Source organism: Chryseobacterium sp. MMS23-Vi53 (genome assembly GCF_047651245.1).
Lineage (GTDB): Bacteria > Bacteroidota > Bacteroidia > Flavobacteriales > Weeksellaceae > Chryseobacterium.
Window position 1 is genome coordinate 4515931 of the sequence record NZ_CP180265.1, and the last position, 19075, is coordinate 4535005.

General features: G+C 37.7%; 11 protein-coding genes. 6 read left to right on the top strand and 5 right to left on the bottom strand.

Annotation, left to right across the window (positions count from 1 at the left end; genetic code table 11):
* Positions 1–6: 6 nt before the first annotated feature.
* The 5 genes from ACKX2A_RS20125 to ACKX2A_RS20145 all read right to left on the bottom strand — a co-directional run bounded on the left by ACKX2A_RS20125 (position 7) and on the right by ACKX2A_RS20145 (position 11080).
* On the bottom strand, positions 7–1620 hold the full coding sequence (locus ACKX2A_RS20125) for a RagB/SusD family nutrient uptake outer membrane protein (protein WP_415326830.1): 1614 nt from the start codon (positions 1618–1620) through the stop codon (positions 7–9).
* Between the two features lie 29 nt (positions 1621–1649).
* Positions 1650–4673, bottom strand: a complete 3024-nt coding sequence (locus ACKX2A_RS20130) for a SusC/RagA family TonB-linked outer membrane protein (RefSeq protein ID WP_415326831.1) — start codon at positions 4671–4673, stop codon at positions 1650–1652.
* A gap of 212 nt (positions 4674–4885) precedes the next feature.
* Complete coding sequence (locus ACKX2A_RS20135; protein WP_415326832.1) at positions 4886–9046, bottom strand: two-component regulator propeller domain-containing protein; 4161 nt, start codon at positions 9044–9046, stop codon at positions 4886–4888.
* Positions 9047–9058: 12 nt separating this feature from the next.
* A complete protein-coding gene (gene uxuA, locus ACKX2A_RS20140) occupies positions 9059–10237 on the bottom strand; it encodes a mannonate dehydratase (protein ID WP_415326833.1) in 1179 nt (392 codons plus the stop codon).
* A gap of 12 nt (positions 10238–10249) precedes the next feature.
* The gene (locus tag ACKX2A_RS20145; protein WP_415326835.1) at positions 10250–11080 is read right to left on the bottom strand and encodes an SDR family oxidoreductase; all 831 of its coding nucleotides are present in this window, start codon (positions 11078–11080) and stop codon (positions 10250–10252) included.
* 369 nt (positions 11081–11449) lie between these two features.
* Between ACKX2A_RS20145 and ACKX2A_RS20150 the strand changes: the two genes are divergently transcribed.
* The 6 genes from ACKX2A_RS20150 (at position 11450) to ACKX2A_RS20175 (ending at position 18977) form a co-directional block, all read left to right on the top strand.
* Positions 11450–12877: a carbohydrate-binding protein gene (locus ACKX2A_RS20150; RefSeq protein WP_415326836.1), complete on the top strand. Its 1428-nt coding sequence runs from the start codon at positions 11450–11452 to the stop codon at positions 12875–12877.
* A gap of 61 nt (positions 12878–12938) precedes the next feature.
* The gene (gene bglX, locus ACKX2A_RS20155) at positions 12939–15212 is read left to right on the top strand and encodes a beta-glucosidase BglX (RefSeq protein WP_415326838.1); all 2274 of its coding nucleotides are present in this window, start codon (positions 12939–12941) and stop codon (positions 15210–15212) included.
* 116 nt (positions 15213–15328) lie between these two features.
* Positions 15329–15790, top strand: a complete 462-nt coding sequence (locus ACKX2A_RS20160) for a hypothetical protein (RefSeq protein ID WP_415326839.1) — start codon at positions 15329–15331, stop codon at positions 15788–15790.
* 68 nt (positions 15791–15858) lie between these two features.
* Positions 15859–16794, top strand: coding sequence for a hypothetical protein (locus tag ACKX2A_RS20165; RefSeq protein WP_415326840.1), 936 nt, complete (start codon positions 15859–15861; stop codon positions 16792–16794).
* 170 nt (positions 16795–16964) lie between these two features.
* The gene (locus ACKX2A_RS20170; RefSeq protein WP_415326842.1) at positions 16965–17864 is read left to right on the top strand and encodes a helix-turn-helix domain-containing protein; all 900 of its coding nucleotides are present in this window, start codon (positions 16965–16967) and stop codon (positions 17862–17864) included.
* 156 nt (positions 17865–18020) lie between these two features.
* On the top strand, positions 18021–18977 hold the full coding sequence (locus ACKX2A_RS20175; protein ID WP_415326844.1) for an NADP-dependent oxidoreductase: 957 nt from the start codon (positions 18021–18023) through the stop codon (positions 18975–18977).
* Positions 18978–19075 lie beyond the last annotated feature (98 nt).

The following is a 19075-nucleotide window of genomic DNA, read 5'->3' on the forward strand; positions in this document are numbered from 1 at the left end:
TGATTTTTAATATCCAATATTAAACTGTGATGCGCTTGCTCCCATAATGTCGATCTGGCTTTGCGGAACCGGGCAGTTTACATATTGTGGTCGCCATGGAGTCTGGCTATTGGCCGCATCATTGGCTTCGGTGCTGGAATTGTCTCCGTTTCTGTAGTGAAGGGAAATTCTTTCACCTAAAATTCCCAATCTTTTTAATAAAAACCAACGTTCGTTTTCAAATGCCAGTTCTCTTGCAGATTCTTCAAGGTAAGTTTCCTGTGTCCAGGTTGTAAAGTCGAAAGCAGACGGAGAATTTGGATTTAGCCCGTATCCTCTTCTTCGTACACGGTTCATGTATTCTAAAGCCAAAGCATCGTTTCCTAAATTGTGATAGGCTTCAGAAGCGAGTAATAATGTTTCTGCATATCTGTAGTATATGTAACTTTTGTAACTATTCTCGGTTCCAACCAGTTTTGTCTGGAAATCTGCATATTTCTTTAAGCTCCAGTGAAATCTTCTGTAGTTATCTTCCGGTTGTGTAATCGGAAGTCCGAATCTGGGATGAGTAGGATTATTTACAGTATACGAGGTGTAATTTTCCGGCCAGTAATAGGTCGTAAATCTTTTATCATTCACTTTATCGTAAAGAGATTTTAAATAATTATTAGGAAAAAACCATCCTAAAGACTGTCCTCCATAATTGACATCCAGTATTACTTCATTTCCTGCTGTTGGGTTTGCGCCGGACTGTTTTTCATACAATCTTTGAGTAAAAACGCTTCCCAGCCAGAAACCTCCGCCACCTGCCAGATCGTCTCCCTGGCCAAGGCTCTGGTTTCTCTGATATACGAATAAGGCTTCTTTATGATTGACATCGTTGCCGAAGACTTCATTTAAATTTACCAAATCATGTGTAGGATTAGCAATAATGGCTCCGAATTCATCTGCTGCTTTTTGCCAGTCGCTTCTCCACATCGCTGCCTTACCTCTGATGTGTCTTGCAGCTCCCTGTCCGTATCTTCCAGCGGGAACCTGCCAGTCTAGATTTTCTACCGCATAATCAAGATCTGCATTGATTACTCCAAATACAGCGTCTTCCGAAGCCGCAGCATAATTAACGGGATCATCGATGTTTTCTGCAGTTGTAGCAACGGTGTCTAATATGATGTGACCATACATACGGATCAGATCCAGATAAAGCTCACCTCTGATGACTCTTGCCTGTGCAACAAGCTTCTTTTTGGCAGTTTCGTCCATCTGTACTTTTCTTGCGCTCGAGATAATGGCTGAAGCCCTGTCTATGATTCTATAAGCATTCACCCATTTATCTTTCGGAAATCTTGCAGGCGTATGTTCTGCAGCACCGTAAGGTGTAAACCACGTTCTGTGAAGCCCCAAATCTGTAGCGGCTAAAAAAAAGACATTGGCCTGCAAATTTGAATTGTCGCCTGATGGGGCATTGTAGATACGCATCTTATTGTATAATGCATTTACGCCCACTTCCAGACCTTCCGGTGTAGTGTAGATATAATCTACCGATACCTGATCCAGAATTTTTTCTTCTAAAAATCTTTCACATGAGATAATGGTCATCAAAACTAAAGTCATTGACAGGATGACGTAGTGTATTTTTTTCATGATTTAATTGATTTTATATTTTTAATTTTTTAAAAACCTAATTTAATACCCGCAACTACCGTTACTGCTTCCGGATAATCTTTCGGTGTTTTTTCCGGGCTGTACGACTGATAATCTGTGATGGTAAAAAGATTGCTTCCTGTAAGGAAAATTCTGAGATTGGTAAGCCCGATTTTCGAAATTGTATCCTTGGTAAAAGAATAACCGAACGTTAAATTTTGTAACCTGAAGTAAGAAGCATCCTGCAGTCCCATATTATAAATATTGCTTGGGTCGTTTCCTTCACTTGGTCTAGGGAAGTTTCCTCCCGGGTTTTCCGGTGTCCAGTAATCTTGTTTAATACCATTTTTAATTCCTCTCAGAGAACCGCCTTCTGTATAGCCATATAAGAAAGGATTATCTTTTATAATACCCTGTACCGTGTAAAAGTCTGCAGAAAGATCAAAGCCTTTGTATTCCAGACCTACATTTAATGATCCGTACCAGTCCGGAGTCTGGGAAGTAATAACTCTGTCCTTATCATTGATAACACCGTCTCCGTTAATGTCTCTTAATTTGATGTCTCCCGGCATTGCCAGTGGTTGGGCGGAATTTACAATATCTTCACCTTGTTGGAAAATACCCGCAACCTGATACTGATAATACACGTTAATAGGCTGCCCAATGAATCTCTTATTTAAAACATCATCATCTTCTATACCGTCACCATTCGCATCTCTTCCGTATAGGCTGATGATCTTATTTTGGTTTTTAGTAAAAGAAAGTCCGATTTTAAATTTAAAATCTTTTTTCCTGATAACATCTGCATTTAAAGTAGCTTCAAAACCTTTATTTTCAACCTCGCCAATATTGCTCCATCTGTTGGTATACCCTGAAGACTGATCCAGTTGCTCCTGAACGAGTAAATTTTTTGTTCTTGTAATATAATATTCTACCGTTGTGGTAATTCTGTCTTTAAACAAGCCCAAATCTACCGCAGAATTGAATGTCGTTGAGGTTTCCCATTTCAAGTTTGGATTAGGTAACGTAGGACCGGGAATATATCCCGAAACTTGGGTACCTCCGATTACATAATTGCTTTGGTCGGCTACACTTTGGCTCAGTCCCGGAGAAATGGCTTCGTTTCCGACACTACCGTAACTGAATCTTAGTTTTAGATTATTGATCTGCTTTAGATTTTGCATGAAATTTTCTTTGTGTACATTCCAACCCAGATTGGCTGAAGGGAAAAATGCCCACTTGTTGTTTTTCCCGAATACGGTGGAGCCGTCCATTCTGCCTGCAATTGTGAAGTAATATTTGCCATCATAATCATATTCCAGTCGACCTACGGCAGAGACAATTCCTCTTTTATATTCGGATATTGTAGGTGTATTCAAAAGTGCCGATTCTAAACCGTTGATGCCTAGGATATCATTTGGAATATTTTGTGAAGCGTTTTGAAAGTTATTATTTTTCGTCTGCGATATACTTTGTACAACGGTTGCTCCAAAATGATTTTTCTCCGCAAGATTAAAATTATAAGTGAAAATATTTTCGATCTGCCATTCTGTTTCATCCTGAAACTGTATACTTCCGCTTCCCAGTCCATTATTTGCAATTCCGGAAATCGACTTTGTCGTATTGTACGATTTTCTTTTATAATTCCATGATCTTCTGCTGGCATTGAGTCTGTATCTGAAGCCCGTAAAAGGAGTGATGTCTAAAAATGCATTGAGAATGTCGTTTCTGTTCTGAACAAAATTGGTCGTTTCGTACAGATCTATTAATGGGTTTTTATTTTCTGCAAAACCTCCCGGTAGCAGACGCAGGCTGCCGTCATCATTATACACTCTTCCCAAAGGCGATGTGGTAATTGAGCTGAGAATTACATTATCTGTATTGGGATTATTAGCCTCCGAAAACTGAAAAGAGGTATTGAAACCTATTTTTATCCAATTATTTATTTTTTGATCTACATTAATGCGGACTCCTGTTTTGTTGTAATCCGAATTGGGAATAACCCCTTTCGTATTGATATAATTTAAACTGCTGAAAATGCTGAATTTATCGTTTCCCGAAGAAATATTAAGAGCGTGATTCTGCGTTTCTCCCGTTCTGAGAACCAGTTTTTCCCAGTCGATATATTTTCCGCTTTGCAGGCTTTCCAGCTCGAGTGCAGAAAAAATCTCTGCATCTGGTCTGTAAACGCCGTTGTTGTTGGTTCTGAAAGCTTCTCTTTTCAATTGTACAAATTCATCACCGCTGTAGATGTCAAAATTTCTATTGATGGTCTGAAAACCAGAAAATCCCGAATAAGAAACTCTTGCTTTTCCATCTTTACCTCTTTTGGTTGTAATTAAAATAACTCCGTTTGATGCTCTTGCTCCGTAAATAGATTGTGCTGCCGCATCTTTAAGCACTTCCATAGATTCTATATCATTGGCATTCACGTCGTTGATGCTGCCCACTCTTACTCCGTCGACAATTACGATAGGGTTGTTTCCTCCCGAAATAGAACGCTGTCCGCGAATCTGTATATTCGATGAGCTTCCCGGTGCACCGTTGGCAAGAGTTACCTGTACACCGGCTGCTTTACCTCTCAGCATTTCTCCAATGTCGGAAGTGGCGACCTTTGTAAGATCTTCTGCCTTCACTTTTACGACAGAGCTTATAACATCGCTTTTCTTTTTTGTTCCGTAACCTATGATTACGACCTGTTCTATATCTTTCTGCTTCGTTTCTTCCTCTTCTAATTTTATATTAATAGAGGTTTGATTTTTTACAGCAACAGACTGGTTTTTCATACCCAAAAAGGAAAAAACCAGTGTTTGGCGGGGCGAAGCCTGAATGATATAGTTTCCTTCCTTATCAGAAGATGCTGTTGCTTTGGTTTCTTTCACTGTCACCGTTACTTCAGATAATGGTGCGCCGGAAATGTCTGTTATTTTACCGGAGATATTTTTTTCCTGAGCATTGGCTTTAATTGAAAAAATAAAAATGAATAAAACAATAAAAAGTTTTATCCCAAAAGATGATTTTTTTCCTACGATACACTCTTTTATTTTCTTCATAATTATTAGGCTGGTTTCGTTAGTTTGTTTTAAGTCTGTTTGTTTAGTCTCTACAATTACAAATATGTTTTATAAAGATTATATCGGAGGAGAAATATATTCGTTTTGGGGGTGTAAAACGTGTTTTTAAATGTAAGTATTTGTTATACAGGATTTTGTGTTTAGTTTAAATATTTGATTAAGATAAAATTAATGTAAAAAAGACCTTAAAATCAGTTTATTTCGCCCGATTCTGTTTCGTTTTTGTACGCTGTCGGAGATACTTTATATACTTTTTTGAACTCCTTGCTGAAGTGTTTCCTATCATTAAAGCCAACCATAAATGCAACTTCAGAAATAGGATGGGTTGTGGTAAGAATGATATGAGCCGCTTTTTTCAGTCTTAGATTTTTGATAAGATTGGCAACAGAATGATTGGTAAGCGTATTTACCTTTTTGTAAAGGATCGTTCTGCTCATCCCGATTTTATCTACAAGCATATTCACATCAAAATCAGGGTTTTCAAGATTTTCTTCTATGATGCGCATCAGTTTTTTAATAAAAAGCTCTTCCGGTGTTTTCAACTTGTTCGAATCGGAATTCAGGATGAAATTTCCACTGTATTTTAACCTCAGAATTTCTTTTGAAGATAAAATATTGGCGATATTTAATTTTAATTCTTTGATATTAAATGGTTTGGTAATATACGCATCTGCACCGTTGGAAAGACCGTCTATCTTGTTGTCTGTGGATGCTTTTGCAGTAAGAAGTATGACCGGAATATGATTGGTCCCTTCTGTGGTTTTGATGTATTTACAAAATTCTATCCCGTCCATTTCGGGCATCATAACGTCGCTGATGACAAGATCCGGAATTTCTTTTTCAAGAAAAATGATGGCTTCTTTAGCTTCAGCAAATTCAATCATATTGTATTCTTCGGAAAGTATGCTGATGATGAAGTTTCGCATCTCTTCATTGTCTTCCACGAGCATAATGGTCTTTTTATCCGGATCGGACGTATCTTCATCTTCATATTCAAACAATTTGGATTCTTCTGGGGCAGAATTTTCTGTGTCGATCAGCATCTGCTTAGGATTTTCGGAAGCCGAATTTTCAACAATCTGCTCTTCTCTAAGATGTTTTTTTCCAAGTTGCAGCTTAATCTGGAACACCGTTTTTGCCCATGAGCCTTCTTCGTCCGGCGTTGAAATTTCACCATGATGAAGCTCCACAATATTTTTTGAAAGCGCAAGTCCCACACCGCTTCCCATATTGTGAACTCCTCGGTCATCCACCTGGAAAAATCTGTCGAAAACACTGTGCTTGCTGTTGGCAGGAATGCCGATTCCGTTGTCTTTTATCTTAATGAAAACTGCATTTTCAGAAGGTGAACCTTTTTCTACGGCAAAAACAATTTTTCCGTTTTTCTTTGTGAATTTAAAGGCGTTCGAAAGAAGATTGAAAACAACCTTTTCCATTTGGTTTTTATCGAAATAAGCAAAAATGGTGTTGGAATTTAAAACAAACTTATACTCTATATTCTTTTCCTCAGCGAGATCTTTATAAGACTCGAATATTTCGAAACAGAAAGAAACCACATCCTGCTTCTGGCAATAGATTTTCATGTAGCCTTTTTCTGCTTTCCTGAAATCCAGCAGTTCATTCACAAGCTTCAGTAAACGGTCAGAATTTTGCTTTATGGTTTTTAATTTGTAAGTTGTTTTTTCATCGTTTTCTAATGACAATAGTTCTTCTACCGGACCTTTAATAAGCGTTAAAGGCGTTCTGATCTCATGAGAAATATTAGTGAAAAAGTTGATCTGGGTTGTTAAGATTTCCTGCTTCTGCTCATTTTCCATCTGCTCCAGGAATTTTTCTCTTCTTTGCTTTATTCTCTCCTGTATGAAGCGATACACGGCATAGTTTGCCCCCGCAAAAAGTATTAAATAAGACAAATAAGCCCACCATGTTCTCCACCACGGCGGCAGGACGACAATTTTGACTTCTTTAATATAGGTATTCCAGTTTCCGTCTCCGTTGTTGGATTTTATAGATAGTGTATAAGTGCCGGAATCCAGATTGGAAAGGTTGATTCTGTTTTGGGTTCCTATAAGATGCCATTCGTCTTCATCTTGGGATTTGCTGAGCTTGTACGCGTATCTGCTTTTCTGAGGATTAATAAAATTGAGGTTGCTGAATTCTAACGCGATATATCCCTGATCATAATTGATCTTAATTTCTTCGACTTCTGAAATTGTTTTTTTTAGGATATCGTTTTTGTCATCGGCTTCTATGGTTTCGTTGTTGACAATAAGTTTTGTGAGTACCGTTTTATTGGCATTATTTGTTTTTATAATTTTTTCAGGATTGCAAAGTAATATTCCTTTAGACGACCCGAAAACAAGAAGACGGTCATTCAGTTTCATACCGGCATTGTAAAGAAATTGTTTTACAGAAATGCCGTTATCAGAAGAATATCTGGTGATCTGAAAATCAGAATCTTTTAAAAACCTGCCATTGTTTTTAATTTTTATTTTATATAGAAAATCCTCTGCGCTTACCCAGAGATTGCCCTGCGAATCTTCCGTAATGCTTTTTATGGTCGCATCGGTTAAGCCTTTGCTTTTGTTTAAGAAAAAAAACTTATCATTAGATTCGTTCAGATAATATAAGCCATCATAATCTGCGCCTATCCAGAGTCTCTTCTTGGAATCTGTAAACATCACGGTAAGGCTGTTATTATCAAGTGGCTTTGAATTTTTTGCGTTAAAGATTTTAGTTATTTTATTAAGCTTTTTGTCAAAGTAGTTCAGTCCGTTCTGCGTGGTGATCCAGATGCCGTTTTCCCTGTTTTCCAATGCCATTACAAAATTATCGGAAAGGGAATTGCCGGAATTGCTGTGCTTGTATGTTAAAATTTTTCCATCAGAAGTTATTTTTTTCAGACCATTTCCGTTGGTTCCTATCCAAATATCAGAACCGTCAACCAGCAAAGAAGTTATCGGTCTTTCATCATCCTGAGAATTCTCCGTATTCAATGGGATTTGAGAAAATTGCTTTGAATTTTTATTAAATTGATACAACCCTTTAAAAGTTCCGCACAGAAGTGTGCTTCTATCTTTCTCTACCAATGAAGTGATAATGTTTCTTAAATTTTTATCATCATTGCTTCCGATGGAGTAGTATTGTGAAATTTTATTGGTGATGTCTAAATAATTAAGTCCGCCACCATTGGTTCCTACCCACATAGCATGGTCGTTTTCTTTTAAAATCGCACTTGCAGAAGAATTGTTTAATCCGAAACTTCCGTTGGAAGATTCAGAAATTTTTGTGAAATTTAAATTAGCCCTGTTGTAAAAATTGATTCCGCCTATTGCTGTTCCTATCCAGACAGATTGGGTTTGATCTTTTAAGAAACATTTTAAATCATTATCGCTAAGTCCAAAATTATTTTGCGGATTATGCTTTACTCTGGTGAATATTTTTCTATGATTATCAAAAATACTGAGACCGTCTTTTGTGGCAAACCAGATGTAGTTTTCATCCCACTGCACAATATCGCTGATCCAGTTGGAAGAAATAGAGGTTAGGTCATTGGCATTAAATTTATATTGCGTCAGAGAATTATCCTTTGCAGAATACAGAAAAGCACCGGATGTCTCTGTTCCAAACCATAGATCGCCGTTTTGAGTTCGCAGAATCTTTTTGATTTTGGATTTCAAAAATTCTGAATTTTCAGACATGATTTTTGGAAGTGCTTTTTGTCTTAAATTCTGTGGGTCGAAGCATTTTAAGCCAGTTGAACAGCCGATAAAAAGGCCATATTTTTTATCGAAGAATAAAGAAAGGACACGGATTTTATCCATTTCGCTGCTTATGCTTTCAAGCTTTCGGGTGGTTTTGTTTAATTTTTTTAAACCTCCAAAAGTCCCTGTCCACAGGTTTTTCTGATTATCTTCTACAAAAGAGCTGATGTAATTTCGGCCTCCTTTGTCTTTAGAAATATCAATTGACTGAAAGTTATTGGCATTTTTATCAAAAAAATTGACGCCATGATTGGTTCCTATCCAAAGATTTTTAGCGGTATCCTCAAAAATTACGTTAATATGATTATTGCTGAGATTTCCCGTTGTCTGTTTATCTCTTGCATACCGGTTAAAATTGTACCCGTCATACCGGAAAAGTCCATTTTCTGTCCCAATCCAGATAAAACCCTGACTACTTTGGATCATACTGGAAATCATGCTGGGCGAAAACTCGTCATCATTATGAATCTGATTAAAGTTCAAAACAGTTTCCTGAGGCCATAAAAAGCTGAAGCTCAGTAAAAAGAGCATGCAGATTGCATACTGTTTTTTGAATATTTTAAAAACGATGGATAGATGATTATTCATAGTTATTAGTTTTTAAAACAGACTTCTTGCAATTCCTATTTCCAAACCGCGGAGCTCTGCAATACCTCTTAGTCTGCCGATTGCGGAATATCCGGGGTTTGTTTTTTTGGATAAATCGTCGAGCATCTGATGCCCGTGATCAGGACGCATTGGAATCGAAAAATCTTTTCTGCCGGTATTTTTTCTTCTTTTTTCTTCCGTAATGATTTCTTTTACAATGCTGTACATGTCTACATCGCCTTCCAGATGATTGGCTTCGTAAAAATTTCCCTGAGAATCTCTTTGGGTACTTCTAAGGTGTAAAAAATGCACTCTTTCGGAAAATCTTTTAAAAATCCTCACCAGATTATTGTCTGATCGTACGCCTAAAGAACCTGTACAAAAAGTAATTCCGTTTGAAATATGAGGGACTTCAGAAAATAAATACGCAAAATCCTCTTCCGTGCTTACCACTCTGGGAAGTCCAAGAATCGGGAAAGGAGGATCATCCGGATGAATGCACATCAGGACATCATTTTCAGCAGCAACAGGAATGATTTCTTTTAAAAATAAAACCAAATTTTCTCTTAATTTTTTGTCATCTATCGTTGCATAAGTATTTAAAATATCCTGAAATTGATCTAGAGAGTATCCTTCTTCCGCACCGGGCAATCCTGCAATTATATTTTTAATAAGAGTATTTTTTTGCTCTTCAGAAAGCTTATCCAGATAATTTTTTGCTTCCTTTTTCATGTTTTCAGAATATTGCGATTCTGCGCCTGGTCTTTTCAGCAAAAACAATTCGAAAGCGGCAAAAGCAATGATGTCAAAGCGCAAGGCTTTAGAACCATCTTCCAAGATATATTCCAAATCGGTCCGGGTCCAGTCCAAAACCGGCATGAAATTGAAACAAATAATATTAATACCACAGTTTGCAAGATTTTTAATACTCTCTTTATAATTTTCAATATAAAGGTTAAGGTTTCCGGAGCGGGTTTTTATATTTTCGTGCACCGGAACGCTTTCAACAACTTTCCAGGATAATCCGGCATCTTCTATTATTCTTTTTCTTACAATAATTTCTTCATTGCTCCAGACAGAACCATTTGAAATATGGTGGAGCGCAGTAACAACGCTTGTTGCTCCTGCCTGCCTGATATCTGATAAACTTACGGGATCATTTGGCCCGTACCAACGCCATGATTGTTCCATATTCTAATTTTTTTAAACTCCGCTGAATGCATTAAAACCTCCGTCCACAGGGATGATCACTCCAGTCACGAATGAGGACGCGTCATCACATAGAAATAATGTGATACCAAGCAAATCTTCCGGCTGCCCGAATCTTTTCATTGGGGTTTGGTTAATAATATCATGCCCACGTTGCGTTAAATCTCCGCTTTCCGTGAGAAGCAGATTCCTGTTTTGGTTGGTCAGGAAAAATCCGGGTGCAATTGCATTCACACGAATTCCGGCTTTCGAAAAATGTACGGCAAGCCACTGCGTAAAATTAGAAACTGCCGCTTTAGCTCCACTGTATGCAGGAATTTTTGTAAGAGGTGAGAAAGAGCTCATCGAAGAAATATTCAGGACGCTGCAACCCTGTTTTCCGATCATATCTTTAGCAAAAATTTGGGTAGGAAGCAAGGTTCCGAGAAAGTTGAGGTCAAAAACATATTGAATTCCTTTCGTATCCAGATCAAAAAATGTTGTAAGATTTTCGTTGTCATTACTAAGATCTTCTTCAGATAAATAAGAATTGGAAGTTGTTCCTGACGGATGATTTCCTCCGGCTCCGTTGATTAAGATATCGCAGCTTCCTAATTTTTCATTGATCTGCAATCTCGCCTCTTCTAAAGTTGTTTTTTTTAAAACATCTGCTTTAAATGCAAAAGCAGTTCCTCCCGAAGCTGTAATTTTTGAAGCGAGTTCTTCGGCTTCATCCATTTTTCTGGCAAGAAGAGCTATTTTATATCCCTTTTCTGCTAATCCTACGGCAAGTACCCTGCACAATACGCCTAATGCTCCGGTAATGACGACTACTTTTTCTTTCATATTAAATGTTGATTAAACGAAGCAAATATAATTTCACAAAAGCAACTCAACTTGCTTAAATATATTTTTTTAGGGGTAAAAACGTACCCGATATAAAAGCCGTGAAAATGTATTTTTTAGTTAAAAATCTGAAAATCAATACTCTTTTTTTGTATAATGAAAATTTACATAATTTTAATATTAAAAAGCTTAAAATAAAAAAAATTACTTTAGAGTGAATGAATCAACGAAAAATAATAATTAAAATACATTAAATTTTAAAAAGTACATTTATACCCCCAAACAAAAATTTTCAGAACCTTTGTTGTAGCGTTTTATTTAAAAATTTGTTTCGGGAAAAAACAATAAAACCTAAAAACCAACTAAGCTATGAATTTAAAGATTACTTACTTTTTGAAAGGCATGCTTTTAATATTATTTATGGCTCTGTCTTTCCAGTCTTGTGAAAGGGAGGAGCTGAGGGAAGTAACATTATACGACAAACCTTACACTGAGGCTTCTGCTTCTGCTACGACTGTCAATTTTGGGGGAAATGTAGATTTTACAAGCAAATCTTTTAAGTCTGTAACGACAACCTGGACGTTCGCAGGAGGAAATCCATCCTCATCCATTAATCCTAATGTCACAGTGGCGTACAGCACACCAGGAACTTACGAAGCAAAACTTGTTGTGAAATATATTGATAACTCCGTAGAAACCAAAACTTTCAGTATCGTTGTGAAAGGAATAGATGCGCCACAACCCTACAACGGAACCGCTGTAGTAATTCCCGGTACGATCGAAGCAGAAAATTATAATCTGGGAGGTGAAGGTGTAGCTTATCATGATACCGAAGCTCAAAACCTGGCGGTACAAAACGGAAGTGCACAGTACAGAACCGACGACGGAGTTGATATCCAGGTTGCATCTGCAGCTACTTTCATCAACTACACGCAAAACGGGGAGTGGGCGAATTATACAATAAATGTTCCCACTGCGGGAAATTATGATTTTGAATTCAAGGTTGCTTCGGCTGATACTTCAGGAGGTGCATCTATCAAGCTACAGCAGATGAACCAAAGTACAGGCGCAACAACTGATATCGGACAAACCGGGAGCTTCGCCACAAGCGGACCTACAGCTTTTATAAGCAAAACGATCACAGGAATAAGTTTACCACAAGGATTAAATACAATCCGACTTTTCTTTACAGGAGCTAAAACTCTTCTTGATAAAGTAAATGTAAAAGTAAGTGTTCCGCCACCGCCAATAAATGGTGTGGGAATCTTCACCGAAAAAAGCATTACAAGTACCAATGCGGGGATTATACCTCCTGTAAATGCAGGAAATATGGCAATAACAGTTCAAACCACCAATACCAATCACGGCACAAAATGTTTATTCTATCATTTCGATCCTACCGGAAATGGCAGTCCTCAGACAGGATACGCCTTGTCGCACATGGATCTTACAACATCGCCATACAATGCTTCTGCCTACAATTATCTGAATATAGCTGTGAAATCCAACACTGCAAGAAATGTAAGAATAAGACTGAATACAAATTCCGGAAATTTTTGGGTAACTTTAAAGCCTAGTCTTCCGAAGTACGGAATGCTTTGGGACGGACAATGGCATGAGCTGGTCATTCCGTTTTCCGACCTTTTGAAAGATGGTACTGCAGAAAGTTTATCTACAGTTGCTGCTGCAAAATCCAGTATTAAGCAATTTACGATAAGGACCGATGACAGTGATTATACTGCCGCTGCAAACTCTTTCGATTATTATATAGATGATATTTATTTAACTGTAAACTAAATCTGTAACATAAAGCCTTGAAGAATACCTTCAGGGTTTTTATTAATTCCAACTTTATAGCATGAGAAAAAAAATAACTTTTTGTATTGCGGTATTGGGCATAGCTTTTATTCATGCACAGACCAAACCATATTTAGATAATAAAAAGACCATAGAAGAACGCATCACACTTCTGATGAATCAAATGACACTGGAAGAAAAAGTAGGTCAGATGAATCAGTATAATGGTTTTTGGGAAGTTACTGGACCAGCGCCGAAAGAAGGCTCATCGAAGCTGAAGTATGATCATCTCAGCAAAGGCTGGGTCGGATCGTTACTCAATGTGCGTGGAGTAAAGCAGGTACGCGAAGTGCAAAAAATTGCTGTCGAAAAAACAAGATTGGGAATTCCCTTGATTATTGGCTTTGATGTGATTCACGGTTACAAAACATTAAGTCCGATTCCATTGGCAGAAGCTGCAAGCTGGGATCTGGATGCTATTAAAAAATCGGCAGCCATTGCTGCAAGTGAAGCTTCCGCATCCGGTATCAACTGGACTTTTGCTCCCAACGTAGATATTTCAAACGATGCAAGATGGGGAAGAGTGATGGAAGGTGCCGGAGAAGATCCCTTTCTGGGAAGTAAAATTGCAGTGGCAAGGGTGAAAGGATTTCAGGGAGACAATCTATCGGCAGTCAATACCATCGCAGCCTGTGCCAAGCATTTTGCAGGATACGGTTTTGTTGAATCCGGAAGGGAATATAATATTGTTGATATGAGCAATTCAAAATTATACAACACCGTTTTGCCTCCTTTTAAAGCTGCAGCCGAGGCCGGAGCAAGAACGTTTATGAATGCTTTTAATACCCTCAACGGAACTCCTGCAACGGGAAATAAATTTCTTTTGAGAGATATTCTGAAAAACAAATGGAATTTTAATGGGTTTGTTGTGTCAGATTGGGCTTCTATCAAGGAAATGATTGCTCACGGATATGCCAAAAATGGTTCAGAAGCGGCAGAAAGAGCTGCCATTGCAGGTTCCGACATGGATATGGAATCTTATCTGTATGTACAGGAGCTGGCTAAGCTTGTGAACGATAAAAAAGTTGATGTTTCAGTTATTGATGATGCGGTAAGAAGAATCCTCAGAGTTAAATTTGAATTGGGTTTATTTGATAATCCTTACAAATATTGCGACGAGAAAAGAGAGAAGGAAGTTATAGGAAGTAAATATAACAATGACGGAGTTCTGGATATGGCCAAAAAATCAATTGTTTTATTAAAAAACGAAAGAAATCTGCTTCCCCTTAAAAAATCGGGACAGAAAATAGCTTTGATCGGAGCTTTGGCAAGTGATAAAACCAGTCCGCTCGGAAGCTGGAGAATAGCTGCCGATGACGGTACTGCTGTATCTGTTTTGGAAGGTATGAAACAGTATAACAACAGTGTTACCTATGCAAAAGGAACAGATGTAACGATTGGAAAGACCACTTTTGTAAAAGAGCTCGAATTCAACACCACCGACAGAAGTGGATTTGAAGAAGCTATAAATGTTGCAAAAAACGCAGATGTCGTTGTCATGGTTTTGGGTGAACACGGCTTTCAGAGTGGTGAAGGACGAAGCAGAACCAACCTGGATTTACCGGGAAACCAGCAACAGTTACTGGAGGAAGTTTATAAAGTGAACAAAAATATTGTTTTGGTTCTCAACAATGGTCGTCCGTTGGCGATTCAATGGGCAAACGATCACATTCCAACCATTGTAGAAGCATGGCAATTGGGTACACAAAGCGGAAATGCCATTGCACAGGTGCTTTACGGCGATTACAATCCAAGTGGAAAATTACCAATTTCGTTTCCGAGAAATGTGGGTCAGGTTCCAATTTACTATAACAATTTCAGTACAGGAAGACCCACAAATGTTGATGATAATGTATTCTGGTCGCATTATTCCGATGTAGAGAAGACTCCGCTTTATCCTTTTGGCTATGGATTAAGCTATACAAAATTCGAGTATAAAGATTTAAAATTAAATAAAAATTCATTTGCCATCGGAGAACCTGTAAAAGTTTCGGTTTCTGTTACAAATTCAGGGAATTATGACGGAAAAGAAGTTGTACAGCTTTATATCAGGGATGTTTCCGGAACGCTTGTAAGACCTGTAAAAGAATTAAAAGGATTTGAATTGGTTGATTTCAAAAAAGGACAGCAAAAAACCATCAATTTCACACTGAATAAAGAAGATCTTGGTTACTATGATAATGAAGGCAATTATCTCATCGAGCCTGGAACATTTAAAGTATTTGTCGGGACAAATTCTGATCAGGTTTTGGAAACCGAGTTTGAATTAAAATAAAAATATCTTATTTAATAAGGGTTAAAACACAAATTAACCCTTATTTCAGCATATTTAAAGCCTGAAAACTATAAGAAGAACTTCAACTTTGAACTTTAATTAATAAAATAATTATTGTGAAAAGTAAACTCAAGACTATTTTCAGGACAGGCTTTCTAGCTGTATTATTAGCATTATCAAATGCAGATGTAGTTCAGGCACAAAATTCGGCGCCTCACAAAATTTCAGGTTTTTCTAAAGCCGATTATTATGAAGTAATGGCAAGGAAAAATGCAGAAGATTCTATCTGGAAAGGATATACTGCGAAAACCATTGACAAGCTTCAGGGGTTTAATGTCTCAAAAGATCCGAAAACCAATGCGTATGGATCATGGATAACTTTTAAAACAAAAGCAACGGGATTCTTCAGGACCGAAAAAAGAGATAGCCGTTGGTGGATTATCGATCCGGAAGGTTATCCGTTTATTCACAAAGGTGTTGCGGTTTTAAGTCCGGGGACATCCAAAAATCAGGAAAAAAATTCGCTGCAAAATATAAAACGCGTAAAAATTGGATTTCGGAAGAATCTGGATTTTTAAAGGAAAATGGTTTTAACGGCGCTGGAGCTTGGTCGAGTGTTGATGTCATCCGCGAGGCTAAAAACCCATTGGTTTATACAGTCATTGTAAGTCCGATGGGTGCGTACAAAGCTCAGCATTTAAAAAAGTTCAACGGAAAATACGAACAGACCGGCTGGCAGGGTTTCCGGTATGATCTGGCTATGGTATTTGATCCTGAATTTGATACCTATGTCGAAACAGAGATTTCCAAAATTCAGAAATATAAAAATGATAAATATTTGCTGGGATACTTCACCGATAACGAATTACCCTGGGTAGATGATGCTTTGGACAGACATTTGAAAAATTTAGGAAAAGAGGAAGCAGGTTATATTGCTGCCAAAAAATGGCTGGACAACAGAAAAAATAAAAACGCTTCCATAGATGATATCACAGACCAGGACCGACTGGAATTCACAGGTTTTTACTTTGAGACCTATATGAAAAAAGTAACTGCTGCCATTAAAAAATACGACAGCAATCATATGTATTTAGGGTGCAGATTCAATCAGGAACTGGATGAATTGGACAACCCGAAAATATTTGAAGTGGCAGGAAAATATATGGACGTGATTTCAATTAATCATTACAGAAAATGGGAACCGGAGCAGCCCGTTCTTTCGAATTGGATAACTTGGTCTGGCAAACCTTTCATTATTACTGAATTTTACACTAAAGGAGAAGATTCCGGATTACCGAATAAAACAGGTGCAGGCTGGAATGTGCCGACTCAGAAAGACAGAGGGTATTTCTATCAGAATTTCATTATTGAATTACTAAAAAGCAAAGGATGTGTCGGTTGGCACTGGTTCAAATATCAGGATAACGATCCCGACAATTTAGAAACAGATTATTCTAACCGAGACTCCAATAAAGGAATTTTAAACAGCAATTATCAGTATTACATGCCGCTCATGGAAAATATGAAAACCATTAACAATAATGTGTATGGACTCATACGCTTTCTTGACTCCGGTAAGTAATATTGTCTCTGTCTATCCAAAAAATCGTAATTAACGGTAAATTTTTCTGTTTGGATTTCACCGAATGCGGTTTGATTTTCACCATGTATTCCATTGCTTATTTCTTAACTTTGTGTATGATGAAGGTATTTTATGCTAGGGATTAATTATGTAATAAATCAGCTTTAATAATGGAAAAAATGGAATCTCTGGAAGTTTTCTACCGCGAAAAAATGGGAATTCTTCCAAGCGAAATTTTTCGCAAAACAGGACACTTCAATGTTTTTACGATGGAAGACTATACGGGTCCGAAGCCTGCATATCCCATGCCTTACAGCCGAAAGGATTATTATAAAATTGCCTTGATCAGGGGAGCTCATACCGTTGAATATGCCGATCAGACCTATCAGGTTGAGAATAATATGCTGATGTTTGCCAATCCTCAGATTCCTTATAACTGGACGCCATCGGACATGCAGCCAGTCGGAGCTTTTTGTGTATTTACGGAGGATTACATGAAAGGCTTCGGAAATATTACAGACTACCCGCTATACCAGCCCGGTGGAACTCCGATTCTGGATCTTACCAATGAAGAAGCTGCGCAGGTGATGGAGCTTTTCAATAAAATGTTTACGGAAATTGCATCGGACTATCCTTATAAATATGATGTTTTAAGAAGCCATGTATTTGAGCTTATTCATAAAGGATTAAAGCTGAGACCGGCAACGGCTGCGGAAGAGACTGGATCTAATGCAGGAACCCGCATTGCCTCTTTGTTTCAAGAATTGCTGGAAAGGCAGTTTCCTATTGAGTCAACTGTACAGCAAGTGAAGTTAAAAACTGCCGCTGAATTTGCAGACAGACTCAATGTTCACGTAAATCATCTGAATAGGGTTTTAAAAATGGTAACCGGAAAAACGACTACTCAATTGGTTCAAGAGCGTTTGGCATCAGAAGCCAGAGCATTATTGAAACACACAAACTGGAATATTTCCGAAATTGCCTGGTGTCTTGGTTTTGAGGATACTTCCAATTTTATTAAATTTTTTAAAAGAAAAAATATTTCGACACCCAATCAATATCGTTCATAGAGGAGAAAAGGACAGATCATTTTATTTATTTTTAAAATCTTGAATTTCGAAGAAAAATCAAAATGGTTTGAATAGCACTGTTTTTGGTTTGAATCTGCCTTTCCTGCACTTTGTTTCCTTTCTAATTTTGTTTTGTAATAATAAAAAAAATTTCAAATGGAATCTTACATTTTAGAACAAAACGGAGGAGTGGAAAACTTAAAGAAGACAACATTAGACACCCCCTTTCCGAAGACAGGAGAAGTCCTGATAAAAACCAAGTCTATCGGTATTAATCCTATTGATATCCAGGTACGTGCTTCAAAAGATGTTTTGGGTATGATCACAGGCGGTCACTTTCCGGATCAGGTAATACTTGGATGGGATGTAGCTGGTGTTATTGAAAAAACTGGAGCTGGTGTTACTGAATTTAAGCCTGGAGATGAGGTATATGGTCTACTGAATATGCCAGGTCTTGGTCGTACATATTCTACCCATGTCATAGCAAATGTAGAACATATCGCACATAAGCATAAAAATCTACATTTTACTGCTGCAGGAGCCACTCCAATGTCTGCTATGACGGCTTGGCAGGCGGTGGTTACTTTAGGAAATATTCAAAAAGGTGAAAAAGTACTGATTCATGCTGCTTCAGGCGGTGTTGGTCATTTTGCCGTTCAATTTGCAAAAGAGCGGGGAGCATATGTTATTGGTACGGCTTCCGCTAAAAATGAGGCATTTGTAAGAAACTTAGCGGTGGATGAATTTATAGATTATACCTCTGCTTCGTTTGAGGAAAAGGTAAATGATATAGATGTTGTTATAGACACAATTAATTCTGTAGAACATGTTCTGCGCTCAATTTCGGTAATTAAAAAAGGTGGAAGATTGGTTTATTTGCAGCCTCATTTCGCGGAGGCCCTTTCATCAAAATTAGAGGAAGCTGCAATAAAAGGCTTCGGGGTATTCGTACACTCATCGGCAGAGATACTCAACGAAATCAGCAATCTCATCGAAGCAGGAAAAGTTACACCTCAAATTACACAGGTATTTTCATTCGATCAACTGCCGGAAGCCCAAAAGGTGGTGGAATCGGGAAGAGCTACCGGTAAAATTGCGGTTGAAATTAACTGACAATTTCCTTTTTAAATCAATAGAAATTCTAAAAATTCTAATTAAAATCAGACAGAACCGATATCCTTATTCCTGATAAGGATGTAAACCGATTTTTA